Consider the following 20800-nt stretch of genomic DNA (forward strand, 5'->3'; position numbering starts at 1 on the left):
CGATGCCCGCCAGCGAACCGACCATCATCGCCACCAGCATGGGCTTCTTCCGGGGCGACCGCGGGCCGTACGACCTGCGCCCCAGTCCGGTCTTCGAGCTGGCGGCCGAGTTGGCCGAAGCCGGTCCGCAACCGCGGGTCTGCTACCTCGGGCAGGCCGTCGGCGACCAGCCCACCTCGCTGACCGCCGTCTACGGCGCGTTCGCCGACACCCGGTTCCGGCTGTCACACCTCGCCCTGTTCCCGATGCCGAACGTCGAGGACATCCGCGCCCACCTGCTCGCCCAGGACGTGATCTGGGTCGGCGGAGGCAGCGTCGCCAACCTGGTCGCCGTGTGGCGGGTGCACGGGCTCGACGAGATCCTGCACGAGTGCTGGCAGGCCGGCGTGGTGCTGGCCGGCGTCTCCGCCGGCTCGATCTGCTGGCATGTCGGCGGTGCCACCGACAGCTTCGGCCTCAAGCTGCGCGGCTTCACCGAGGGCCTGGCCTGGCTGCCGTACGGCAACGGGGTGCACTACGACAGCGAGGGCCAGCGCCGCCCGCTGATGCACGAGCTGGTCGGTGACGGCACGCTTCCCACCAGCCACTGCACCGACGACGGCGTCGGCCTGGTCTACCGGGGCACCCGGCTGGTCGAGGCAATCGCGGACCGCGAGGGCGTTTCGGCGTACGAGGTCAGCCGCGGCGCGGACGGCAGCGTCCGGGAGGCGGTCATCGCCCCCCGCCGGCTCGGCTGAGCGTCACGCCTCCTCGGCCGGCTGTCGGCTGCGCAACACCGCGTCGAAGACCTGGGCCAGCTCGGCGGCGTCCTCCCCGGCGTGGTGCGTGTGCGGCATGTCGTGCAGGCCCAACTCTTGCTTGATCGTGTCCTGGTGGGTCTTGGCCCAGTCGCTGCCGGTCAGCCCCATCCAGTAGCTGCGGAGATCAACACCGGAGCCGGTCGCACCGAACGGGCTGTGCCCGACGAAGCGGACGAAGTACCAGTGCACGAACATGCCGTCCCAGACGGCCGGGGCGGCGAGGAAGACCGGACGGCCGACCCGGCGCAGCCCGTCGACCCAGGCCGCCGCGGCGGACATCGCCTCCTGCGCGGTGGGTGCCTCCCGCAGCAACCGGTCCCGGTCCAGGCCGGAGACGGCCAACGCCGCCGGGACGAACTCGTCGGAGATGGGACGCAGCTCGGTGTAGAAGGTGAGGTCCGGGCGGCCGGCCACGGCCATGCCCAGCGAGATCATGCTGTACGGCCCGGGGATCGGCCCGTCCGCCTCCACATCGACGGCGATGAAAAGCTCGGGCAACGTCGAGGTCATCCCACCTCCAGCAGCGGAACGTCGAACCGGGAGATTAGCAACGCCTGACGGGGCGCGGTGGGAGCGACGATCGACCAGCGGCGCGGCGACGAATCGGAGCCGCGTGGACCGGCCCGGCCGGGACCGGCGTAAGCTGGCCCGTCGTGAGTCTCACCATCGGCATCGTCGGCCTGCCCAACGTCGGCAAGAGCACGCTGTTCAACGCGTTGACCAAGAACGACGTGCTGGCGGCGAACTACCCGTTCGCCACCATCGAGCCCAACGTCGGCGTGGTCGGGCTTCCCGACGAGCGGCTGGGCAAGCTGGCCGAGATCTTCTCCTCGCAGAAGGTGCTGCCGGCGCCGGTGTCGTTCGTCGACATCGCCGGCCTGGTCCGCGGCGCGTCGAAGGGGCAGGGCCGGGGCAACGCCTTCCTGGCCAACATCCGGGACGCATCGGCGATCTGCCAGGTCGTCCGGGCCTTCTCCGACCCGAACGTGGTGCACGTCGACGGCAAGGTCTCCCCGGCCGACGACATCGAGACGATCAACACCGAGCTGATCCTCGCCGACCTGCAGACCCTGGACAAGGCGCTGCCCCGGTTGGAGAAGGAGGCCAAGCTCCGCAAGGACCGGGCCGCCGCTGTCGCCGCCGCGAAGGCCGCGATCGAGGTGCTCGACGGTGGCACCACGCTCTACTCCGGGGCCGCCGCCGCCAAGATCGAGCTGGAGCACCTGCGCGAGCTGCACCTGCTCACCACCAAGCCCTTCCTGTACGTCTTCAACGTCGACGAGGCCGAGCTGGCCAACGAGACGTTCCTCGACGAGCTGCGCGCCCTGGTCGCCCCCGCCGAGGCCATCTTCATGGACGCCAAGATCGAATCTGAGCTGGTGGACCTGCCCGAGGACGAGGCCCGCGAGCTGCTGGAGTCGATCGGGCAGAACGAGCCCGGCCTCAACCAGCTCGTCCGGGTCGGCTTCCGCACCCTCGGCCTCCAGACGTACCTCACGGCCGGCCCCAAGGAAGCGCGCGCCTGGACCGTCCCGGTCGGCGCCACCGCCCCGGAGGCCGCGGGTGTGATCCACAGCGACTTCCAGCGCGGCTTCATCAAGGCCGAGGTGGTCTCCTACCACGACCTGGTCGAGCACGGTTCGATGGCGTCGGCCAAGGCGGCGGGCAAGGTCCGCATCGAGGGCAAGGAGTACGTCATGCAGGACGGCGACGTGGTGGAGTTCCGCTTCAACGTCTGAATCCGACCCGTTACCGCAGGTCAGGCAGTTGAGTCGTCCCCCGGGGGCACATCGGGGGCACAACCCCACGCGTCATCGACGGCGCGACGGGTGCGTTCTTCCGAGTCCGGCATCAGGTGGCCGTAGGTCGACAGGACCAAGGTCGCGTTCTCGTGCCCCAGCCGTTCAGCGACCACGATGACCGACTCGCTCTGCATCAGCAGGACCGACGCATAGTGGTGCCGCAGGTCGTGACTCGTGGTGCCCTTGGGTAGCCCGGCACGCTCGACGGCCGCCGAGAAAATCAAGGAGCCGTAGTAGTCGTGCCGGTACGGGCCGGCGAAACGGGTGGTGAAGATGGTGCCGTCAGCAGCCGGCGGGAACTGCGCCGAGTGCTCGCGGATGGCAGTCGCCACCACCTGAGGGAGCGGGATGGTTCGGCGCGATCGGCGAGTCTTCGGCTCGGTGCGCACCTTGGATTGCGGAGCGAACTGCCATTCGATCCGAACGGTCCGGGCGACGTAGTCGACATCCTGGACGCGCAGTGCAAGCAGCTCACCGAGGCGAAGTCCGAGACCGGCTTGCACGATCACCATGGCCTGATTGCGAACGGGCATCGAGGCGGCGAGGTCGCGCACCTGGTCGACGGTGAGTGGCACGATGCGTTCTCGGTGGGCTGACGGCAGGCTAATTCTCACCACCGGAGAGCGGCCGACAAGCCTATCCAACACCGCAGCCGCGTAGACAGACCGCAGCAGCCCGACGAGGTTGCGAAGAGTCGACGGGGCGAGCACCTTGGATCGGTCGGCCGCCCACGCTTGCACCTCAGACGGCACCACAGCCGCCAGGCGGCGAGAGCCGAGCGGGGCGGCGGCGATGTGCGTTTCGATCAGCCCGGACACCCGGCGGGCGGTCGTCGGCCGGTGGGCGCGGCCAGCGGCCCAACGTCGGGCGTACTCGACGACGGTTGTCTTGTCGGATGGGTCGACGTACTGGCCACGGAGGATGTCGCCTTCGACCTGGGCAAGGAATCGGTCAGCGTCGACCTTTCGAGTGAAAGAACGCTTCCGCTGCCGGCGAGCATCGTCCCGCCAACGGGCAAGGTAGCTGACCTTGCCGTCGCGGTTACGTTTTTCGACGCTGCCCATGTCAGGCCGCCTGTCCGGCGAGCCAGGACCGGACGTCAACCGGGTCGTACCGCAGGTGCCGGCCAACCTTGAAGGCGCGTGGACCGGTCCGGCGGTAACGCCACTGGTAAAGCGTGCCCACCGGAACCCGGAGGAACGCAGACACGTCCTCGATCGACCACAGATCATCCATGCTCGTTGTTGCTCGGCTTGCCAATGTCAGTCCTCCTTGTCGGTGCTTTCTAGGCGGCCGGCGACAGACCGGCGGGGGTGGTGCCGAGTTCGTGGGCGAGTTCTTCGCGTCCGGTGGCGTGTTGGGCGCGGGCCATGGCGGCGGCGGTGTTGGCGAGGAGTGCGTCTCCGGTGGTGTGCCAGCCGACGCCGGCGAAGGTGAGGGTGCCGACGATGAGGGTGGTGGTGTCGTCGAGGTGGTCGACGGCGCGCAGCGCGGCGGGTTGCTCGTCGGCCTGGTCCTGGTGCTCGTGTCGGCGGAAGGCGACGCGGGTGTCGCGCAGGAGTTGGAAGGTGACGGAGTAGCGGCGAGATTTGGTGAGGAAGTGGCCGCCGTAGCCGAGCATGTGTGCCCATCGGCGCAGCCGGGCGTAGGGGTTGCCCGTGACTGGTTTCGTGGGTTCGGCGTCAAGGGCGGCTTGACGGTCGGCGACGCAGACGGGGCAGGCGGCGTAGCGGGTGTGGGTGCCGCAGTCGGGGCATTCCCAGCGCTTTACGAAGCCGGGTGTGGGCCGGTGGTCCCGGGGCCGCTGCGAGAGCGGGATGGGTGTGGTGGTGGGTCGGCCGAGTCGCCAGCAGGCGTCGATGAGGCGGGCGGTGTGGTCGCCGTCGGGGTCGGCGTAGTCGCCGATGCTGTCGGCGTCGAGCCTGACGGAGCGGTGCCCGGTTACCTCGGTGCTCTTGGTGGCGTACTTGGCAAGGTAGCCGGCGACGAGGCTGTCGGTGACCTCTCCCGTGCCGCTGGTGGTGATGGGTTCCAGGTCGAGTTGTGCGCCCCAGGTGATCGACCAGCCGTCGGCTCGGTCGGGGTGTGGTGGGGTGGTGTAGGTGATCTGTGTGGCGGCGTGGCGCAGCGCGTCGACCAGGTCGTCGACGGTGAAACCGGGCGGTGGGGGGACGATCGCGTCTGGGTCGGTGGGGTTGACGCCGTCGAGGCGGGCGATGGCATGGAAGTGGACCGCTGCCCGAGCTTGAAGTTCTGCGACCTTGCCGGGTGAGAGCCGGACCGGGGCGACCTTGCGGACCTTTCCGGAGGGGGTGACCAACTCTACGGAGGGGATGCCGCGTTGCCGGGCGAGGTGGGCGAGGTGGCGTTCCGCGGCTTGCTTGGTGCGGTGCCATAGCTTGCCGGAGAACAGGTTCCAGACGACCTGGTGGTCGTGGTCGTAGCAGTCCAGGCACAGCGGCCGTCCGATCACCGTGTCGCCGGTTTCGTGGCGTGCCCAGCAGACGGCGGGGCGGTTGTGGGCGCAGAGTCCGGCGCTGCGGTCGGTGCTGCGGCGGGCGTGGCACGGTTCGGCCCGGCAGTCGCAGCGTTTGCGGTTGGCGCAGGTGTGCCGCTTGACCGACCGGTTGTGCACGGTGCCGAAGGACGGTGCGGTGAACGTCGCGAACACCGCCGGGTGTGCGGCGACTGTTTCGGGGATGCCTTTACCGCCGAGGAGACCGGCGCGCAGCACCTGAAAGGCATCGCGTTGGTAGGTCTGCGCGCAGGCGGGACAGACCGTCGCACGGCGGTTGCCGCACGCCTTGTAGATCGCAGCGTCGGGCATGTGGTCGGTGTGCCGGGCGTCGAGGAGTCGGCCGGTGGCGGGTTCGACGGTGAGCAGCTGCCCGGCGAGGCGGATGGGGCGGGTGCAGGCGGCGGCGGCGCGGACGTGTTCGAGCCAGCCGAAGTAGTCGGGTTGCTGGGCGCGGGTGAACGCGGAGCCGGCGGCGGTGTAGCCGACGTAGGGGGTGGTGTCGGCGTTCGAGCCCACACCCCGGGCCGAAGCGCGGGGTGTGAGGTCCAGCGTCGAAACCATCAGGCAGCCTCGGTGAGGTGCCGGGTGGTGATGGTGTGTTGGGTGACGATGATGCGGCAGGCGCCGCACTGGCGGTCGCCCGGTTCGTGCCGGTGACACGCGATGATGGCGGTCGTGTCGCCGCAGCGGATCGTGACCGGGGTCCGGCAGGGACCGCCGGGGATGACGTCGATGACGGTGCGTCGGGTGTCGTAGACGTGTGGCTCGGCGAAGGCCGGGCAGGTGTGGGTGACCTGCTCGATGTCGACGACGTGGATGGTCATCGGGCACCACCGACGGGGGTGCCGTTCACGATGGCCGGGGTGTGGCCGGTGATGGTGTGCAGCAGTTCCCGGGCGATGTCCGGGGTGACAGAGAGCAGGTCGGCGAGTTCCTCGGTGGTGATGGGTCGGCCGGTGCTCTGTTCGTGGCGTCCGATGACGAACCGGGCGGTGGGCATCAGGTGCGCCGGGACCTCGGGCCGGGCGACCGGGATCGGGGTGAAGGTGGGTGCCGTGATGGCGGCCGGGACTGGTGCCGGCGGGGTGTCAACGGCCGGAGCGGGTGCCGCAGTGGTGTCGACGGTCGACGTGGTGGCCGGGGTGTCGGCCGGCTGGGTGGCCGGTGCCGTTTGGTTGAGGTCGTTGACGGCGGCGAGGAGTGCGGCGGCTTCGGCTTGGATGGCGGCGAAGTCGGGGCGGATGCGTCCGGCGACGAGTTCGACGCCGATGACGAGGACGACGACCAGGGCGAAGACCAGGCGTAGGCCGAGGCTGCCCGGGGAGGCGAAGTTGATGGTGGCCGACAGCAGTGCGGCGCAGGCGAAGACGATCAGGGCTCCGCGTTTGGCGTCCTTGGCGATGCCGCTCGTACGGACGACGGTTAGCATCGACACCATCGCGGCGTCGAAGATCAGCGGCACGAGGTAGGCGAAGTAGCCGGCGTTCTGGGTCCACAGGTAGTGGGCCTGGTGGAGGTAGCTGGTCAGCAGCGCAGCCAGCAGAACGAACCGGTTGTACCGCTTGATCGATGTGATTGCCTTGAGCATTGTGGGCACGGCTTCGCGGGCGTACTCGGCGGCGAACTGCTCGGTGACAGCGCTGGGATCAGTCATCGGGTGCCTCCGTGGCAGTCGAGACATTCGCCGAATCGGCGGGGAATGTAGTAGGGCTTGACCTGCTCGCAGACACGGCAGGTCCGGCGCGCACGAAGCGCCTTCGCGATGGCCTCGCGTTGGGCGGGCGTGGCAGTGCGCTTCGGTGCGGCCAAATCGAGGCGGTAGAGGTAGGCGACCCGCCGGTTGGTGCGGTGCCGCCAATAGATCTGCGCGACCGGGTCATGTCCTCCAGGACGAAGGCCAGCGGAGCGGAGTTGACGCACCGTGGCCAGGCCGTCAGGGGCGCAGTGGTAGGGGAAGGTGGGGAACCCGTAGCGGGTGCCGAGCGGGTCGTAGAACTCGACCCGGATACCGGTCCGGTCGGCCAGGTTGTCGAGGTCACTGCTGCGCAGGTCGGTCATGGCTTGTCACCGCCCCAGCGCTGTTGGGCGGCTTGGCGGGAGATGCCGAGGCGGGAGCCGATCTCGGCCCAGGAGTAGCCGAACGCCCGCAGGCCGATCACGGCTTCACCGATCGCGTCGTCAATGACGCTGGAGAGGGCGATCAGGTCGCGGAGTGCTTCCACATCGCCGGTGGCGACGCGGCGGCCGTGAGCGCGGATGATGCGCCGAGCGAAGCCGGCGAACTCGTCGTTCTCGACGACGTCCCGACGTCGTTGCCGGGGCAGGTTGGGCGTCAAGGACTTCTTGACGGTGTTCATCGGATCTCACCTCCGGTGGTGCGGAGGGAGTCCCACTCGGTGGCAGCCGCCGTGAGGGCGGTGATGACCTGCTCGGCGGTGCGGGCCGGGTCGTCGTTCCACGAGTAGGGCGAGGTGTGCTCGTCGAGCAGGTAGCCGTCCTCGTCGACGAAGAAGACCGGAGCGGTGGTGTCGAGGTAGTCGACGAACACGCCCAAGGCGCTCAGGTAGTCGGCGAGGGCGTCGGGGTCGAGCTGCGAGAAGTGCTCGACGGTGTGTCCGGCGCAGGCGATGCCGATGGCCCCGGCGGCGCAGGCCGGCGGGGTAAGGGTGTCGGTGGTGTGGGCGTAGTAGGTGCCCTGGTGCCAGCCGTGCCGGCGCAGGTAGAGGGCAGCCATCCGCAGCAGGTCAGCGGGTGTGACCAGCGCGGGGGTGGGTGGGTTTTGGGTAGCCTTCATGGCAACCACGTCCTTTCCGGGCTGTCGGTTGGAGGTCGGCAGGACCGGCGAGCTTGCGAGGCAGATCCGGTCCTGTCGGCCGATCAGTGAGTGCGCAGCCGCAGGTAGCGGCGGTGGCGGGTGTCATCGCCGCCCATGAGGCGCGGGGCGGAGACGTAGACGAGTCGCCCGGTCTGGGCGGCGGCGTGGAGCATCGCGGCCAGGTCTTCGGGTGAACCGACGATCCACATCTCGGTGAATTGCGCGGCGCGTTGGTTGTTGGCCTTGGCGTAGGTGCGCTCGCGGGTGGTCATGCCGCCATCTCCCACTCGGTCGAGTTGACCGCCGGGGTGCTGGCGCTGGTGCCGACGGGGCGGCGGGTCCAAGCGGCGTAGTCGGCGATGTTGTAGATGTCGGTGTCGGTGAGGTAGGCGGCCTTGATGCGGCGGGGAACGCCGCCTTCGGCCAGGAGGTAGGCCGCGCCTTGGTTGGTGGGCGAGATGTCGGAGGCGGTGTAGCCCTGCTCGGCCCAGCCCTGACCGAGGATGATGTTCGAGCTGTTCAGCGAGGTGCACCGGAACGCGGCCCGGTAGCCGAACAGGTCCCGCAGACTGGCGGGGATGATGTCCCAACTTGGGCGTTGGGTGGCGGCGACGACGGGCATACCGCAGGCCCGGCCGAGGGAGACGAGCCCTCGTAGGAGGGTGGAGAACTCTTCCTGCTGTGCCTTGGTGCCGAGGACGGTGGAGAACATGGCGAGTTCGTCGATGATGGTGACGATGACGGACATGCCGTCGCCGTCGGCGAGCTTGCGGCGCCGGTTGGCGAGGAGCCACGTGTAGCGGTTGGTGGCGACGACCAGGAGGCGACGTAGGACGTCGATGGCTTGGTCGATGTCGGGGCCGATGAAGGCGTCGGCGAGGTCGCGCCAGGGGCCGAGTTCGACGAGTTTGGCGTCGAAGAGCACGAGGCGGGTGTTGTCGCACAGGGCGGCGTGGCCGCAGATGTTGTTGATGAGGCCGGATTTGCCGCCGCCGGGTTCGCCTGCGGTGAGCAGGTTGCGGTAGATGACGTCGAGGTAGACGGGTTGGCCGAACTCGTCGATCCCGATGAAGATCGGGTCGAACATCGACAGGCCAGGACCCACCGGCACCACTGCTGCGGTGGTGGGAATCGTGGTGGTCATGAGGTGCCCTCCTGGGCGTTGGGGGCGCGAGGAACCACACGAACGAGCCGCCATGGCTCCTCGCGTCCCGGGTTGGGTTGGGGTTAGATCCAGTCGGAGGTGTCGTCGTCTTCCACGGACGACGCAGACGAAGCCGCGGGCTTGCTGCCGTTGGCCGTAGTAGCCGGGGCCGGCTTCTTGCCGGCGGGTTTGCCCTGGGCCGGGAGGGTGACCGTCGGCATGTGAACGTCCGGTAGGTCCAGGGCGGTGGGGACCGTCAGCGGCGACGCCGAGACGGGGGCGGTCGGGTCGATCACGTCGACCAGCGGGGAACCGACGTGCGCGGTCAGCACCTCACGCCGCTTGATGTCAAACCGCAGGTAGGCGGCGTTGTTCTCCGAAGCACGCTCGATGAGAACAGTGGAGGCGTGACAGGTCACCGCGATCTTGTCCAGGCGACCTTCCAAGTCCTTCTCGGACAGGCCGGGACGCAGGTAGACCCAGACCCGTTCGCCGACCGGGGTGGGACGTGCCCACAGGATCAGCGGCAGTGAACCGGACTGGTTGGCGATGATGAACTGCGAGAAGCACACCCGCAGCCGATGGCGCACCACGAGGCACCAGGTCCAGGCTTTGACCTGGCGGCGGACCGGGCGGATGGCGGCGGGGACGCCGACGACCAGGGCGACGACGATCAGGGTCACCAGGGTCGGGGTGTGGTTGGCCAGCTGCACCCATGCGGTGAGCAGCAAGACACCGAGGATGGTTTCCGGGGTCCACCACCACAGCAGCCGGATCACCGGCCAGATCCGGACGAGCACCCAGACGAGGCCGCCGGTCGGAACGCCGATCAGCGCGCCGACGAAGACGGCGAGGATCGGGTGAATGGAGGAAGCGACCACCACGGCCGCGAGAAGGCCGACGATGACCGCCGTGAGGATGAACGCCATCCGGGCGTTACGCGCGGAGGAACGGTGGACCTTGGCCTCGATGACCGTCACCGTTCCGGTTGACCTGCCGGAGAACCGGCGAGGGCTAGACTTGGACATGACACGTCCTCCCAAGGTGATTGGGGTGGATGGGTTGCAGGGCGTGGGGTCGGCAGGTGTAGGAGCCAGTACCGACCCCACGCTTTTTCGGCGAGTTGGTCAGCCGTTCTTGCCGCCCGTGGTGGCGGCGGTGTCGGCGAAGAGCGAGAAGCTGAGCACGACTGCCTCGATGTAGCCGTTGCTACGCAAGTCGTTCGTAATCTTGATGATGTCGGCCATGGAGCGGATGTGCCGCTTGCAGGGCCATTCGACGGACATGAAACCGATGCCCTGAGGGGCCGTGTAGGTGAACGAGATCATGTAGCGGAACATGGTGCTCCTCCTCGTGGAACCGGCCACCAGGCCGGAGGGATTGGGAAGAACCGGCAACGAGGCCGGCAGGCATGAGAGCCAGTACCGGCCCCGCGCCATTCATGGTTGGCAACCGGATGGGTTGCCGGGCCGGGAACGTAGGAGCCAGAAACACTCCCGGACCGCAGGGATTGAGCAGATCAGCGAAACTCAGTCGCTGGAGACACCAGGAGCACACACAGCACGCCGTGCGAGGGACCTACTTGGCCGGAGAACCAGTCTTCGGCTTCAGCGAGACCGCCCGGAACGCGACGCCGTTACGCCCGTTGGTCGCCCACGGAATGGCCTCCAACTGCTCGACAGCCAGGAAGTCGCCCACCTTCACGCCCGGCTTCTCTCCCGCCGTGGTGATGGTGATGACCTCCCCGCCGTTCTCGTCGAGCACGAAGACCTGGGTGGACCACATGAGCCGGCCCGTGTTCTTCTCGGACTTCTGATTGCCGTTCTGGTCGTTCTTCGGCTCCGGGTCCTTCGACGCCGTCACCTGCTTGCTCGTGGTGTCCACGTACAGCTTCACAACAAACCTCCTGTGTCTTGGGCCAGGTCTTGAGCTAGTCCCGGGTGGACTGTTGCTCGTGGCCTCTGCGGATAAGGCTCCCGCTTCCCGGAGGACGACCCATCCGATGAGCTAGACGACTAGGGGACGTCTGCGTTACCGTGAACACGTCCCTAGTCGTCCCTTGAGGAGTGTCGGATGCCAAATGAGCGGCTACGTGATGCGATCCTGCGTAACGGCCTGACCCCGGTCGTTGTGGCCGAGAAAATCGGGGTCGACGCGAAGACCGTGGAGCGGTGGATCACGCAGGATCGGACGCCCTACCCGCGTCACCGGCACGCGATCGCGGCGATAGTCCGGGAAGACGTGCCCTACCTGTGGCCCGACGCGGTGACGCCGGAGAAGGCATCGCAGATCGGGCAGAGCGAGATGATTCAGCTCTACTCGCGGCGATCGTCGGTGCCGTACGACCTGTGGCGTCGGCTGATCGAACGCGCCACGAAGCGCATCGACGTGCTTGCCTATGCCGGACTCTTCCTTCTAGAACAGGATCCAAGGCTTGTCGACGTCCTGCGTCAAAAGGGTATTGACGGTGTACCGGTCAATATCCTGCTCGGTGATCCGGCCAGCGCCGCGATCGAGCGGAGGAGTGTCGAGGAAAGTGCGCCCGGTGTCATGGCCGCGAAGATCCGGCAGGTTCAGCACTCCTACAACCGCCTTGATGGTGCGCCCGGAGTGAAGGTTCTCTACCACGACACGACGCTGTACAACTCGATCTACCGCTTCGATGACGAGATGTTGGTGAACATGCACGTCCTCGGCTTTCCGGCGCCGCATGCGCCCGTGATGCACCTACGCAAGCTCAACGGTGGTGACCTCTTCCGCACCTACTCCGACAGCTTTGACCGGGTCCTCGATGTCTCAAAGCCCCGGCAAGGCGACGAGGTGGCAGCCTAGAGACATGGCGAGAACCGAGCACTACCACGACCCGAACGCGCCGAAGGCCAACAGCCTCGTCGTCGCCGTCTCTGTCTTCGTTCGGGACGAGCACGGCAGGGTGCTGCTTATCCAGCGCACCGACAACGGTCTGTGGTCCTTGCCCGGCGGTGGCCAGGAGATCGGCGAATCAGTCGCAGAGACGGCAGCCCGAGAGACCCGCGAGGAGACCGGCATCAGTGTCGAGGTGATCGGGATGGTCGGCGTCTACTCCGACCCCGGTCATGTCATCGAGTACTCGGACGGCGAGGTGCGGCAACAGTTCTCGCTCTGCTTCCAGGCCAAACCCGTCAGCGGTACTCCGACCCCGAGCGACGAATCACATGACGTCCGGTGGGTAGCCCACGACGATCTGGAGTCGCTCGATATCCACCCGTCGACTCTGCTCCGCATCACCCACGGCTACGAGGAACGCCGCAAGCCCTACATCGGCTGACGGACGCCGGTGAGCCTGCGCTGCGTCCGCTGTACGGCAGCGACCATTTCCGGTTCTGCTCTGCCGATGAATCGGGTCACCAGGTGCTCCGGCCCATACCGGGACCGAATCTCCGCCAGCCGGTCCAGCACCTCGAAGTCTTGGCCATCTGGTCCGGTAGTCATGTCGGCGCAGCAGATGGCGTCGGTTACCGCCGTTTCCTCCCGAGGGAACTCGGCCGCCAGGGCCTCACCGAGGCCACGTTCGTCGGCTTCCAACCAGGCGCAGGAGTGATGAGCGACCAGGGCGGCAATCCGCTCGTTGAAGCGCTCACGACGCAGCCAGCGGCCACCATCGAGCGAGTGAAAGCCGGTGTCGATCAGGTCTGGGCTGTAACCCACGTCGTGTAGCCAGGCCGAGGCTACGAGCACGTCGCGATCCTCGATCGGGACTGCTCCGCTGATCCGGTCCGCCTTGGCAGCGACGGCCTGGACGTGACTCCATCGACGGGGTAGCGGTGTCTCCAGCAGTTGTCGCGCAACTTCCCGGGCGGTGTCGACGAGGGCGGCCATTACCCCAGGGTACGGAGCCAGCGGGTCCGCGCGCCATCCCGTGTTCAAGTGCCGGCCGGACTGCCGGCGATGTTGTGCAAAGTTTCTGTACGTCTTCAAGGCGGCCCTGAACGGGCCGCACGCGCCGCCGCCTGGGCGCGCGTCCGTCGCTCCGCTGGCGCTCCGACTCCGGCCACGCAGAACGCCCGGCGGCTGGCGCGGAGAGCGGGAAGCCCGGGGGCCGCCGCTGACGGTGGTGCCGAGGGTCGTTGATGTTTGGTGGGCCGGCAGCCGGCCGGGCCGCGCCCGATCGGCGCGGCGCAGGGAAGGGCACGCCGGGTCCGTGCGGCGGGTCGAGGCGGCGGGCTGGTCGCGGTAACCGCGCCTCCGGCGGGGGCGCAACGACTCCGAGATGGCCGGGGGTCCGTCGGCGCGTCGCGGTCGTGGGTGGTTGCGCAGGGCCACCCCGCCAGCCGACGACCCGGGCGAGCCGAGCAGACCGCCACCCGGCCCGCCAACGTCCGACCGTACGTCAAGGTCCGCTTGACGTGGCGGGCCGGGCGGCGGCCCGCTCCCCATAGGGCGGGTCGGCGGCAGACGGGATGGCAGGTTGAGTTGCCTCGATAGCCTCGGTTCCATGAGCTTGACCTCGCCGCTCCTGGTTCCTCTCGTCGGCTTGCTTGGTGTCTTCCTTGGAGGCGGATTCCAGATGATTGTGGCGCGGACGAACAGGCTCCACGAACGAAGAGTGGCTCTTGAAATGCGGCGGGCTGAGACGCGATTAGATGCCTACGTTCGACTGATTCAATTTGTTGCCGAACGTGAGCATCAGGACGGGCGTCGATTCGGCATGATACCGGCAGATGAGGTTCTGGGGCGCGAACAAACGCACTCCAAAGCTGGCGACGATCAGCCGCCCGACGGTCTTGCTACGCCAATAGACACTCTCGTTGAGGCTCAACTGCTGACATTCGGAGGGCCGATGCTGCCGCTGACAGTTACGTCTTGGAGTCATGCAAGGAGCCAGGCACATCTCGTGAAGATAACAATTCAGACGGTTGAACTCTTAACTGAAGACCGCAGTCCGTTCCCTGAAATTCGGTTTGACGACAGCGACTTAGACCGTCTCCATGCCGCAGAAGCGGCTGCCATTCGGAGTGCTACGCGGGCGGCAAGAATAGTTTTGCGTCAGGTGCAGGCTGAATTGGCAGGAGACATGTATTTCCGCCCATATTCGAGATTGCGGGGCCGGATTTATCGGAAGCGCGAGCATCAAAGGGCAGTAATAGACAACGAGTTTGTCGAAGAAGTCCTAGGCCAGTACAAAGAAATTCTGGATCCGATCTACCAGGCCCTCTCTACGCCCCAGGAGGAAGACGCCAGCGGCGGAGAGGATGCCCACCCCGAGCGGGCGACTAGCTGAGTGACGACCACGACGGACGCCAGCGGACGAGGAGGGATACTGACGGACGGTTCCAGCAGTTCAACGCCCGTGAAAGGCAGGCCAACCCTCCGTGTAGGTTGCCTGGGGGTCAAAGGGTCGTGGGTTGACATCCCATAGGAGCATCGGGATCGTAGCCACCCTCGTCAGGCTTCCTGAGCTGAGGCTAGGTGCCGTCTACCTCATCCTGATCCAAGACGCTTCTCAAATATCCAAGAACCTCTCGGCCAAACGGGGTGACGATGTGCACCTGACCTTCGTCGTACCCAATGCCGCGATTGACCAACGCGAGATCGTCGAACTTCTTCGCGATAGGCGATGACAGCACGGCAGAACCGAATTCCCTTTGAATGACAGCCAGTGGATCCTGTGTGTCGTGGATTGCCTCGCTCGGAAGTGGTCCCGTCGCCTCTAAAGCGTGCAACGCCCGAATGTCTAGGGGGGAGAGTCGTGCCAGCACGCGGACTACCTCGTGTAGATGGTCGACGAGAGCACCGTCCGTGCCTGCAACAGCGTTCGCCAAGACAAGAGCTAGTGCATGAAGGTGAGCGTCAGACCTAGCCGTTGACGCGGCCTGAAGCGTCTCAGTAAGGAGATCGCCAAAGAGGTCGTCTTCAGCCAGCAACAGGATATCTTCCTGAGATCGTCCGCTACGTTCCGAAGCCTCGGCAAGGACAAGGCCGGCGCGACGTGCGCGACGTTCGACAACTGCCTCGGCGTACCGCATGAATGGTGCGACAGGAATCCCTATCTTTTCCAGTAGTTCGCTGGCCAGCTCGCGTTCTGGCTTCCAATCGAAACGTCTCAGATCGCCCACGCCCGAGATCCTAGCCAGGGCGGGCAACCCGGCTTTCCCGATACCAGACACCAGTTGAAGATCATCGGGCACAGATTCGGCACAGTCGACAGTGAGAGCGCGTGTGAAACGTCGAGAGTTACCGAGGGATGCTGACCAGGCCAGCGCACCGGTACGTCCGTCTTAGCCAGCTTCTCCCTTACGTCTCGGGTTAGGGGTTCAAGTCCCAGCCTGGCTGGTCTCACCCAGCAGGCTCGGAACGCCCCAGATTCTGCCGAAGCTGAACTGTGACTTACGTCTCGCACACCCCCAATCGTTGTCAGTCAAGTTCAACTAGGCACACAACTGGTCCGATCTACCCGGAACTCGCGAACTTAAATCGTTCTAAATCCGGGCAAAAGTTTTGCTTTCTGCAACTTGCATTCCGCATTCAATCGCACAAGGTGTCCGTCACTAACGGACATTCCATTGCTTAGCGGACAGAATTCGACGCACAAATAGGGGCTTGCGTGGGAATTGCGAGAGGTGTCCTTGTGCGGCCTGAGTCGTTTGTGTCTGAGCGGGCAACCGCGCATGGGAAGGGGCGGCACCGATGGCTTCGCGGGCCCGGGGTGCCGCCCCCAACCTGCACTGGCCACTAGGTAGGAGCGCAGGTCTAATGACTGTAACGAGAGTGAGACGGAAGAGTCGTCGGCCGGACCGCCGCGAGGGCGAGCGGAAGAGATGGTCGCTTGCTCAATGGGTTGCCCTGCTGGGCGCTCTCACGGCGTGCTTGGCCGCAATGGCAGCCTTCGTGGCTGAGGTCTCGCGATTGATCAACCTTTAGCGGCAACGGCGGGGTCGGTGGAGGGCGAGCACTCGTCATCGCCCTCCACTCCAGCCTTGCGCTTGGGAGCGACGCAAGCTGCACTGAGATCGCCCCTGCCAGGACATCAAGCTAGATCCGGAACATGTGCGGAATGATCAAGCAGTCACCGCCGAGGTGTTCGGTGAACCCCCTGCTATGACACGGGACGCGCCGGTGGTCGCTAATCCCTTCCTAAGCCGTGTGCGTTGAACACCGAGCACGGCTGGCTGCGACGAACCGGCTCGGGGCACACAGGGGGCACAAGACGCCGTCAAACGTCGGCAACCAGCGAGCAGCGGCGGCAAGCCACGACGGGGCGCGACCAGCGTGCCGACCAGGTCGCCGCAGGTCGCGAACGAGCCCGTCTAAGTTCCCGCTTCAACGTCTGAGTCCGAAACGTTCCAGCGCTAGGTGCGGAGCGTGTCGACGAGCTTCTGAACCCGGGCGCGGATGTCGTCGCGTACCTGGCGGACGACGGCGAGAGGCCGGCCGGCCGGGTCGGTGAGCTTCCAGTCTTCGTAGCGTTTGCCGGGAAAGATGGGACAGGCGTCGCCGCAGCCCATGGTGATGATGACGTCGCTGGCTTCGGCCGTGTCCCAGGTGAGCTTGGCAGGGATCTGGCCGATGATGTCGATGCCGACCTCGCGCATGGCTTCGACTGCGACGGGGTTGATCTCGTTGGCGGGTTCACTGCCTGCGGAGCGGACCTCAACGGTGTCGCCGGCGAGGTGGCGCAGCCAGCCGGCGGCCATCTGGGAGCGGCCGGCGTTGTGGACGCAGACGAACAGGACGGTGGGCTTGCTGCTCATCGAGCTTCGGTCTCCCGGGTGAGGTGGGGCACGACGACGGCGTCGGCCGTGTCGGCGGCGTGGGGGTACCAGGCGGCGAGGGCTGCGACGGCGACCAGGCCGCCGACGAGCTGGGCGGCGATGAAACCGGGTAGCGAGGTTGGAGCGATACCGGCGAAGGTGTCGGTGAAGGCCCGGCCGATGGTGACGGCGGGATTCGCGAACGACGTCGACGAGGTGAACCAGTAGGCCGCGCCGATATAGGCGCCCACAGCCGCCGGAGCGGCTGTGGTGCGGCCGGAGCGGGCGAGGGCGAAGACCAGGACGACCAGTCCGGCGGTGGCGACCACCTCGGCCAGCCACAGGTTCCCCCCGGTCCGTTCGGTGCGGGACCAGGCCACCGCCGGCAGGCCGAACATCACGTCAGCCAGGACCGCGCCGGTGATCGCGCCGCCGGACTGGGCGGCGGCGTAGGCGGCGAGGTCCCGCCCGGTCAGGCCGGTGCCGGAGCGGCGGCCGAGCCACCAGTCGACGGCTGAGACGACCGGGTTGAAGTGTGCGCCGGACACCGGGCCGAAGGTCAGGATCAGCGCGCCCAGGGCCAGGGCGGTGGCGATCGCGTTTTCCAGGAGTTGGAGACCGACGTCGGTGGGGGAGAGCCGGGCGGCGGCGATCCCGGAGCCGACCACGGCGGCGACCAGCAGCGCGGTGCCGGCGAACTCCGCCGAGGCTCGCCGTGGCAGGGCAAGGCTCACGCGGTGCTGCTGGCGGCCGGGGCGGCGGAGATGTCCAGGAGCGCCTCAAGTTGCCGGAACGCTTCCGGTTTCACCCGGTACCAGACCCAGGTGCCGCGCCGCTCCGAGTCGACCAGGCCCGCCTCACGCAGCACCTTGAGGTGGTGAGAGATGGTCGGCCCGGACAGGTCGAACGCCGGGGTCAGGTCGCAGACGCACATCTCCGGCACCGAGGCGATCATCGACATCAGCCGCAGCCGGATCGGATCCCCCAGGGCCTTGAACAGCGGTGCGACCATCGCGGCCTGCTCGGCGTCCATGGGGCGGACCGCGAGCGGGGGGCAGCAGGCCACGGCGTTGAGGTCCACCACCGGCAGCTCTTGTTTCGACATGCTTCTACCTTGACAGATCTCGAAACAGGGTGCAACGTAGGTCTTGCTTCGATAAGCATCTAGACAAGGAGATGGCCGTGTCCCGTATCCAGCTCGCCCTGCGCGTGTCCGACCTCGAAGGCTCCGTGGCCTTCTACTCGAAACTGTTCGGCGTCGAGCCGGCCAAGCGCCGCCCCGGCTACGCGAACTTCGCCGTCGAGAACCCGCCGCTCAAGCTCGTCCTCCTGGAGGGCGAGGCCGACCAGCCCACCGTCATGGACCACCTCGGCGTTGAGGTCGCCAGCACCGACGATGTCAACGGCGCCACCAGGCGCCTCACCGACTCCGGCCTGATCACGCTGGAAGAGAACAACACCGAGTGCTGCTACGCCCTCCAGGACAAGGTGTGGGTGCACGGCCCCGGCAATGAGCCGTGGGAGGTCTACACAGTCAAGGCCGACTCCCCGCAGTTGGACAAGGCCACCGACAGCGCGTGCTGCACCCCAGCCGCCGGGACGGAGCCGGCCAGCAACGGGGCCGCTTCAAGCTGCTGCTGACCTTTGCGCCCTCGCGCGCCCGTCGTCGGTTTAGGAGGCGGGCGCGCAGTGCTGGGGCACAGGACAGCGTGGAACGTCGTCAACCAGCGCGCCACGACGAGGACCCGAACGATGCCCTCAGCAGCACCCGTTCAGCGTTCGGAGGTCTCGGAGATGCCCCTCCAAGTTGCGCGTCAACGTCTGAATCCGGCCTGTCAACGGCGGGGCGCGCTGTTACGGCTGCATCGAGGCTGGATACTCTCGGCATGAACCAGATCTGGCCGGTTCTTCTCGTCGCGGCGCTTGGTGTCACCGGTACCCTCGGGGCCGCTATTTCGACCCAGTTCCTTACCACTCGCCGCGAGGACCGCCGGTGGAACCTGGAGCGCGAACGAGAGCAGGAACGCTGGGAGCGGGAGCGCCAGGACCGAGCGGCGCAGTGGCAGCGAGAGGATGAGCTTCGGCATCGCGAGTCCCGCGAAGAGACCTACAAACAGTTCATGCAGACCATCTGGAACTGGGGTCGAAGGGCGGCCGACATCAGGCAGATGATCGAAGACCGCATGGGTCATCTGTTCATTATCGACACCCAGGAAATCTACGATGCCAGCGTCAAAGCCGTGGGCATCATGGCGGAACTGGAGCTTTCGGCCTCCGCGCCGGTCCGAGACTCTGCCCGTGAATGCTGCGACCTCATGTCGAGGTTCGTCTCCGAAGTGGACGCCGTACTTCCCATCTCGGAAGGAGCGGATGGACTCGACGTGCCTGTCAGGCTTCACGACAGCTACAAGGTTGTTGCCAGAAAGACCGTCGAGCTGATGCGCGCCGATCGTGGCCTCATGTCTCTGGACGCAACCAATCCGCACATGCTGCCCAATGTGAGCCAACGGCTGGTGCCCAGGACGATCAGCGACAGCTGCCGACCGGCGATGTCGATCACTTGAACGGCGTTCGTGGCCCACTCGGCTTGCGTTTTCTCCCGGCCCTGACGTTTGCGAACTGTCGTTGGCGCTGATCTCGTTGCTGCCGCTGCCAGTCCTGTCGCCGGTGGCCGCGTCGTTGCTGATAGAGGTGGGCGATCACGGCCAGCGCCATCCACCCGGACAGAACCAGGCCTGCCGCCCCGACCACCCCTTGCAGCCGGCCTCGATGCCCGCTGAGGATGCCGAAGTCGGTCACGAAGTCATCCGGGTCGTTGGGGTTGACCCAGATCCGCACCGCGCTGCCGGCCGCCAGGCAGACCTCCCAGCAGCCAACCTCGGCCTGACGCTGAGCACCGGCGAATTCGTAGCTCAGGTGCATCGTCTCTCGCCGCTTGTGCACTAGTTCATCGACGACTGCCTGGGCTGGCACACCATGGACCCGCAGTCGGCTCTCCCAGGCGTCGTTGTCCTGAAAGGTCTTGAAGGGCAGCCACATCATGACCATCCCGATCACGAGGCCGAGCGCGTAGAAGGGGTAGCGGACGCGCCACCAGCTTCGCAGGATCTGCACGGTGGCCATGGTGGCAGTCGATGTCGACGAGCGGCGGTATGTTGATCGGATGACGGAACAGATGCTCCGGTCGTCGTTCGGTGCGGCGGCGACCGCGTACGCGGAACACCGCCCGGATTACGCGCAGGCCGCGGTGCGGTGGGCGGTGGAGCCCGCCCCCGGCCTACGCGTGCTCGACCTGGGCGCTGGCACCGGCAAGCTGTCCGCGACGCTGGCGGCGGTGGGCGCGGACGTCGTGGCTGTCGAACCCGACCCGGCGATGCTCGCCGAGCTGCGCCGTGCGGTGCCGACCGTCCGTGCCCTGCCGGGCAGCGCCGAGGCCATCCCGTTGCCGGACGGGTCCGTCGATGCCGTGCTCGCCGGCAACGCCCTGCACTGGTTCGACATGACCGTCGCGGGGGCGGAGATTGCCCGGGTCCTCGCGCCCGGCGGTGTCCTGGCCGGTCTGTGGAACATCATGGACGACCGGGTCGACTGGGTTGCCGGGCTCGAACGGGTCAGCGGGAGTGCGGCGATCGGCCCGCGTGACACGTTGAGCAGTTGGCGCGCCGCGACGGCGGGCATGCTCGTTCCGAGTGCTGGCCTGGTCGCCCGGTTCGAATCGGCGGAGCAGGTCGAGTTCCCACACGGGCAGCGCCGCACGGCCGACTCGCTCGTCGCGACGCTGGCGACCCGGGCTGGGATGCTGGTCATGCCGGAAGACGAGCGAGAGGCCACCCTCGGCCGGATCCGTCGCTTCCTCGGGAGCCGACCCGAAACCGCCCACGGCGAGTTCACGCTGCCGATGCTGACCGGCGTGCTGCGCGCCCGCCGGAGCTGACGGCCGGGCGGGGCATTGGAAGCTGTGCTGGCAGGCGCCGAGGTGGCTCTGGTGGGT

Annotated in this window: 28 protein-coding genes; 8 read left to right on the plus strand and 20 right to left on the minus strand. The window is 67.0% G+C overall.

Features of this window, described 5'->3' with window-relative positions; all coding sequences use genetic code 11:
* Positions 1–2 precede the first annotated feature (2 nt).
* Positions 3–737 carry a Type 1 glutamine amidotransferase-like domain-containing protein gene (locus ACFYPG_RS15760; RefSeq protein WP_387352435.1) on the plus strand — a complete coding sequence of 245 codons (735 nt, stop codon included), beginning with the start codon at positions 3–5 and terminating at the stop codon, positions 735–737.
* A gap of 3 nt (positions 738–740) precedes the next feature.
* On the opposite strand, the gene ACFYPG_RS15765 is transcribed toward ACFYPG_RS15760, so the two are convergent.
* Positions 741–1310, minus strand: coding sequence for an exonuclease (locus ACFYPG_RS15765; RefSeq protein ID WP_387352437.1), 570 nt, complete (start codon positions 1308–1310; stop codon positions 741–743).
* A gap of 143 nt (positions 1311–1453) precedes the next feature.
* Between ACFYPG_RS15765 and ychF the strand changes: the two genes are divergently transcribed.
* Positions 1454–2539, plus strand: a complete 1086-nt coding sequence (gene ychF, locus ACFYPG_RS15770; protein WP_355010165.1) for a redox-regulated ATPase YchF — start codon at positions 1454–1456, stop codon at positions 2537–2539.
* A 20-nt stretch (positions 2540–2559) separates the two neighbouring features.
* Here the strand turns inward: ychF and ACFYPG_RS15775 are convergent, their stop codons facing one another.
* The 13 genes from ACFYPG_RS15775 to ACFYPG_RS15835 all read right to left on the minus strand — a co-directional run bounded on the left by ACFYPG_RS15775 (position 2560) and on the right by ACFYPG_RS15835 (position 10975).
* Positions 2560–3666: a tyrosine-type recombinase/integrase gene (locus tag ACFYPG_RS15775; RefSeq protein ID WP_387352438.1), complete on the minus strand. Its 1107-nt coding sequence runs from the start codon at positions 3664–3666 to the stop codon at positions 2560–2562.
* Between the two features lies 1 nt (position 3667).
* Entirely contained in the window at positions 3668–3838 is a 171-nt protein-coding gene (locus ACFYPG_RS15780) for a helix-turn-helix transcriptional regulator (RefSeq protein WP_387352440.1), read from the minus strand.
* Positions 3839–3887: 49 nt separating this feature from the next.
* A complete protein-coding gene (locus ACFYPG_RS15785; protein WP_387352441.1) occupies positions 3888–5681 on the minus strand; it encodes a replication initiator in 1794 nt (597 codons plus the stop codon).
* Positions 5681–5944 carry a hypothetical protein gene (locus tag ACFYPG_RS15790; RefSeq protein ID WP_387352443.1) on the minus strand — a complete coding sequence of 88 codons (264 nt, stop codon included), beginning with the start codon at positions 5942–5944 and terminating at the stop codon, positions 5681–5683. Before ACFYPG_RS15790 ends, ACFYPG_RS15785 begins: the two co-directional genes overlap by 1 nt.
* Positions 5941–6774 (minus strand): DUF2637 domain-containing protein, encoded by an 834-nt coding sequence (locus tag ACFYPG_RS15795; RefSeq protein ID WP_387352445.1) that lies wholly within the window; start codon positions 6772–6774, stop codon positions 5941–5943. The genes ACFYPG_RS15790 and ACFYPG_RS15795 overlap by 4 nt, the downstream gene beginning before the upstream one ends.
* On the minus strand, positions 6771–7178 hold the full coding sequence (locus tag ACFYPG_RS15800; protein ID WP_387352447.1) for an RRQRL motif-containing zinc-binding protein: 408 nt from the start codon (positions 7176–7178) through the stop codon (positions 6771–6773). Before ACFYPG_RS15800 ends, ACFYPG_RS15795 begins: the two co-directional genes overlap by 4 nt.
* Positions 7175–7477, minus strand: a complete 303-nt coding sequence (locus tag ACFYPG_RS15805) for a hypothetical protein (protein ID WP_387352448.1) — start codon at positions 7475–7477, stop codon at positions 7175–7177. The genes ACFYPG_RS15800 and ACFYPG_RS15805 overlap by 4 nt, the downstream gene beginning before the upstream one ends.
* A complete protein-coding gene (locus tag ACFYPG_RS15810; RefSeq protein WP_387352450.1) occupies positions 7474–7914 on the minus strand; it encodes a hypothetical protein in 441 nt (146 codons plus the stop codon). The genes ACFYPG_RS15805 and ACFYPG_RS15810 overlap by 4 nt, the downstream gene beginning before the upstream one ends.
* A gap of 83 nt (positions 7915–7997) precedes the next feature.
* Complete coding sequence (locus ACFYPG_RS15815; protein ID WP_112735095.1) at positions 7998–8207, minus strand: hypothetical protein; 210 nt, start codon at positions 8205–8207, stop codon at positions 7998–8000.
* Positions 8204–9079 carry an FtsK/SpoIIIE domain-containing protein gene (locus ACFYPG_RS15820; protein WP_387352452.1) on the minus strand — a complete coding sequence of 292 codons (876 nt, stop codon included), beginning with the start codon at positions 9077–9079 and terminating at the stop codon, positions 8204–8206. The genes ACFYPG_RS15815 and ACFYPG_RS15820 overlap by 4 nt, the downstream gene beginning before the upstream one ends.
* An 83-nt stretch (positions 9080–9162) precedes the next feature.
* A complete protein-coding gene (locus ACFYPG_RS15825) occupies positions 9163–10107 on the minus strand; it encodes a hypothetical protein (protein WP_387352454.1) in 945 nt (314 codons plus the stop codon).
* A gap of 99 nt (positions 10108–10206) precedes the next feature.
* Positions 10207–10419, minus strand: coding sequence for a hypothetical protein (locus ACFYPG_RS15830; RefSeq protein ID WP_387352456.1), 213 nt, complete (start codon positions 10417–10419; stop codon positions 10207–10209).
* A 238-nt stretch (positions 10420–10657) separates the two neighbouring features.
* Positions 10658–10975 carry a hypothetical protein gene (locus ACFYPG_RS15835; protein ID WP_088986522.1) on the minus strand — a complete coding sequence of 106 codons (318 nt, stop codon included), beginning with the start codon at positions 10973–10975 and terminating at the stop codon, positions 10658–10660.
* Between the two features lie 177 nt (positions 10976–11152).
* Here ACFYPG_RS15835 and ACFYPG_RS15840 point away from each other — a divergent pair, with 177 nt between their 5' ends.
* Complete coding sequence (locus tag ACFYPG_RS15840; RefSeq protein ID WP_387352458.1) at positions 11153–11911, plus strand: XRE family transcriptional regulator; 759 nt, start codon at positions 11153–11155, stop codon at positions 11909–11911.
* A 4-nt stretch (positions 11912–11915) separates the two neighbouring features.
* Complete coding sequence (locus tag ACFYPG_RS15845; protein WP_387352460.1) at positions 11916–12386, plus strand: NUDIX domain-containing protein; 471 nt, start codon at positions 11916–11918, stop codon at positions 12384–12386.
* Here the strand turns inward: ACFYPG_RS15845 and ACFYPG_RS15850 are convergent.
* On the minus strand, positions 12374–12937 hold the full coding sequence (locus ACFYPG_RS15850) for an HD domain-containing protein (RefSeq protein ID WP_387352461.1): 564 nt from the start codon (positions 12935–12937) through the stop codon (positions 12374–12376). The genes ACFYPG_RS15845 and ACFYPG_RS15850 overlap by 13 nt on opposite strands.
* Before the next feature lie 616 nt (positions 12938–13553).
* Between ACFYPG_RS15850 and ACFYPG_RS15855 the strand changes: the two genes are divergently transcribed.
* Positions 13554–14339 carry a hypothetical protein gene (locus ACFYPG_RS15855; protein WP_387352462.1) on the plus strand — a complete coding sequence of 262 codons (786 nt, stop codon included), beginning with the start codon at positions 13554–13556 and terminating at the stop codon, positions 14337–14339.
* Positions 14340–14523: 184 nt separating this feature from the next.
* Here the strand turns inward: ACFYPG_RS15855 and ACFYPG_RS15860 are convergent, their stop codons facing one another.
* The 4 genes from ACFYPG_RS15860 to ACFYPG_RS15875 form a co-directional block, all read right to left on the minus strand.
* Complete coding sequence (locus ACFYPG_RS15860) at positions 14524–15174, minus strand: hypothetical protein (RefSeq protein ID WP_387352463.1); 651 nt, start codon at positions 15172–15174, stop codon at positions 14524–14526.
* Between the two features lie 1233 nt (positions 15175–16407).
* Positions 16408–16809 carry an arsenate reductase ArsC gene (locus ACFYPG_RS15865; RefSeq protein ID WP_387352465.1) on the minus strand — a complete coding sequence of 134 codons (402 nt, stop codon included), beginning with the start codon at positions 16807–16809 and terminating at the stop codon, positions 16408–16410.
* Positions 16806–17543 (minus strand): MIP/aquaporin family protein, encoded by a 738-nt coding sequence (locus ACFYPG_RS15870; RefSeq protein WP_355010163.1) that lies wholly within the window; start codon positions 17541–17543, stop codon positions 16806–16808. Before ACFYPG_RS15870 ends, ACFYPG_RS15865 begins: the two co-directional genes overlap by 4 nt.
* Positions 17540–17914, minus strand: a complete 375-nt coding sequence (locus tag ACFYPG_RS15875; protein ID WP_355010162.1) for a metalloregulator ArsR/SmtB family transcription factor — start codon at positions 17912–17914, stop codon at positions 17540–17542. Before ACFYPG_RS15875 ends, ACFYPG_RS15870 begins: the two co-directional genes overlap by 4 nt.
* 77 nt (positions 17915–17991) lie before the next feature.
* Here ACFYPG_RS15875 and ACFYPG_RS15880 point away from each other — a divergent pair, with 77 nt between their 5' ends.
* Both ACFYPG_RS15880 and ACFYPG_RS15885 read left to right on the plus strand, forming a co-directional pair.
* Positions 17992–18450, plus strand: coding sequence for an ArsI/CadI family heavy metal resistance metalloenzyme (locus ACFYPG_RS15880; protein ID WP_387352467.1), 459 nt, complete (start codon positions 17992–17994; stop codon positions 18448–18450).
* Positions 18451–18695: 245 nt separating this feature from the next.
* Complete coding sequence (locus tag ACFYPG_RS15885; RefSeq protein ID WP_387352469.1) at positions 18696–19373, plus strand: hypothetical protein; 678 nt, start codon at positions 18696–18698, stop codon at positions 19371–19373.
* On the opposite strand, the gene ACFYPG_RS15890 is transcribed toward ACFYPG_RS15885, so the two are convergent.
* Positions 19366–19932 (minus strand): DUF3592 domain-containing protein, encoded by a 567-nt coding sequence (locus tag ACFYPG_RS15890; RefSeq protein WP_355010159.1) that lies wholly within the window; start codon positions 19930–19932, stop codon positions 19366–19368. The genes ACFYPG_RS15885 and ACFYPG_RS15890 overlap by 8 nt on opposite strands.
* 40 nt (positions 19933–19972) lie before the next feature.
* On the opposite strand from ACFYPG_RS15890, the gene ACFYPG_RS15895 reads away from it, so the two are divergent.
* A complete protein-coding gene (locus ACFYPG_RS15895; RefSeq protein ID WP_387352471.1) occupies positions 19973–20743 on the plus strand; it encodes a class I SAM-dependent methyltransferase in 771 nt (256 codons plus the stop codon).
* The last annotated feature ends 57 nt before the right edge of the window (positions 20744–20800 follow it).

This window comes from Micromonospora sp. NPDC005553 (assembly GCF_042871765.1).
GTDB lineage: Bacteria > Actinomycetota > Actinomycetes > Mycobacteriales > Micromonosporaceae > Micromonospora.

Bases quoted from the DNA above. Each gene is read 5' to 3' on its own strand.
- ACFYPG_RS15875 (WP_355010162.1), bottom strand. From the start codon at position 17,914: ATGTCGAAACAAGAGCTGCCGGTGGTGGACCTCAACGCCGTGGCCTGC.
- ACFYPG_RS15785 (WP_387352441.1), bottom strand. From the start codon at position 5,681: ATGGTTTCGACGCTGGACCTCACACCCCGCGCTTCGGCCCGGGGTGTG.
- ACFYPG_RS15825 (WP_387352454.1), bottom strand. From the start codon at position 10,107: ATGTCCAAGTCTAGCCCTCGCCGGTTCTCCGGCAGGTCAACCGGAACG.
- ACFYPG_RS15795 (WP_387352445.1), bottom strand. From the start codon at position 6,774: ATGACTGATCCCAGCGCTGTCACCGAGCAGTTCGCCGCCGAGTACGCC.
- ACFYPG_RS15765 (WP_387352437.1), bottom strand. From the start codon at position 1,310: ATGACCTCGACGTTGCCCGAGCTTTTCATCGCCGTCGATGTGGAGGCG.
- ACFYPG_RS15820 (WP_387352452.1), bottom strand. From the start codon at position 9,079: ATGACCACCACGATTCCCACCACCGCAGCAGTGGTGCCGGTGGGTCCT.
- ACFYPG_RS15855 (WP_387352462.1), top strand. From the start codon at position 13,554: ATGAGCTTGACCTCGCCGCTCCTGGTTCCTCTCGTCGGCTTGCTTGGT.
- ACFYPG_RS15780 (WP_387352440.1), bottom strand. From the start codon at position 3,838: ATGGATGATCTGTGGTCGATCGAGGACGTGTCTGCGTTCCTCCGGGTT.
- ACFYPG_RS15815 (WP_112735095.1), bottom strand. From the start codon at position 8,207: ATGACCACCCGCGAGCGCACCTACGCCAAGGCCAACAACCAACGCGCC.
- ACFYPG_RS15885 (WP_387352469.1), top strand. From the start codon at position 18,696: ATGAACCAGATCTGGCCGGTTCTTCTCGTCGCGGCGCTTGGTGTCACC.
- ACFYPG_RS15840 (WP_387352458.1), top strand. From the start codon at position 11,153: ATGCCAAATGAGCGGCTACGTGATGCGATCCTGCGTAACGGCCTGACC.
- ACFYPG_RS15760 (WP_387352435.1), top strand. From the start codon at position 3: ATGCCCGCCAGCGAACCGACCATCATCGCCACCAGCATGGGCTTCTTC.
- ACFYPG_RS15810 (WP_387352450.1), bottom strand. From the start codon at position 7,914: ATGAAGGCTACCCAAAACCCACCCACCCCCGCGCTGGTCACACCCGCT.
- ACFYPG_RS15830 (WP_387352456.1), bottom strand. From the start codon at position 10,419: ATGTTCCGCTACATGATCTCGTTCACCTACACGGCCCCTCAGGGCATC.
- ACFYPG_RS15895 (WP_387352471.1), top strand. From the start codon at position 19,973: ATGACGGAACAGATGCTCCGGTCGTCGTTCGGTGCGGCGGCGACCGCG.
- ACFYPG_RS15865 (WP_387352465.1), bottom strand. From the start codon at position 16,809: ATGAGCAGCAAGCCCACCGTCCTGTTCGTCTGCGTCCACAACGCCGGC.
- ACFYPG_RS15845 (WP_387352460.1), top strand. From the start codon at position 11,916: ATGGCGAGAACCGAGCACTACCACGACCCGAACGCGCCGAAGGCCAAC.
- ACFYPG_RS15800 (WP_387352447.1), bottom strand. From the start codon at position 7,178: ATGACCGACCTGCGCAGCAGTGACCTCGACAACCTGGCCGACCGGACC.
- ACFYPG_RS15850 (WP_387352461.1), bottom strand. From the start codon at position 12,937: ATGGCCGCCCTCGTCGACACCGCCCGGGAAGTTGCGCGACAACTGCTG.
- ACFYPG_RS15805 (WP_387352448.1), bottom strand. From the start codon at position 7,477: ATGAACACCGTCAAGAAGTCCTTGACGCCCAACCTGCCCCGGCAACGA.
- ACFYPG_RS15890 (WP_355010159.1), bottom strand. From the start codon at position 19,932: ATGGCCACCGTGCAGATCCTGCGAAGCTGGTGGCGCGTCCGCTACCCC.
- ACFYPG_RS15775 (WP_387352438.1), bottom strand. From the start codon at position 3,666: ATGGGCAGCGTCGAAAAACGTAACCGCGACGGCAAGGTCAGCTACCTT.
- ACFYPG_RS15790 (WP_387352443.1), bottom strand. From the start codon at position 5,944: ATGACCATCCACGTCGTCGACATCGAGCAGGTCACCCACACCTGCCCG.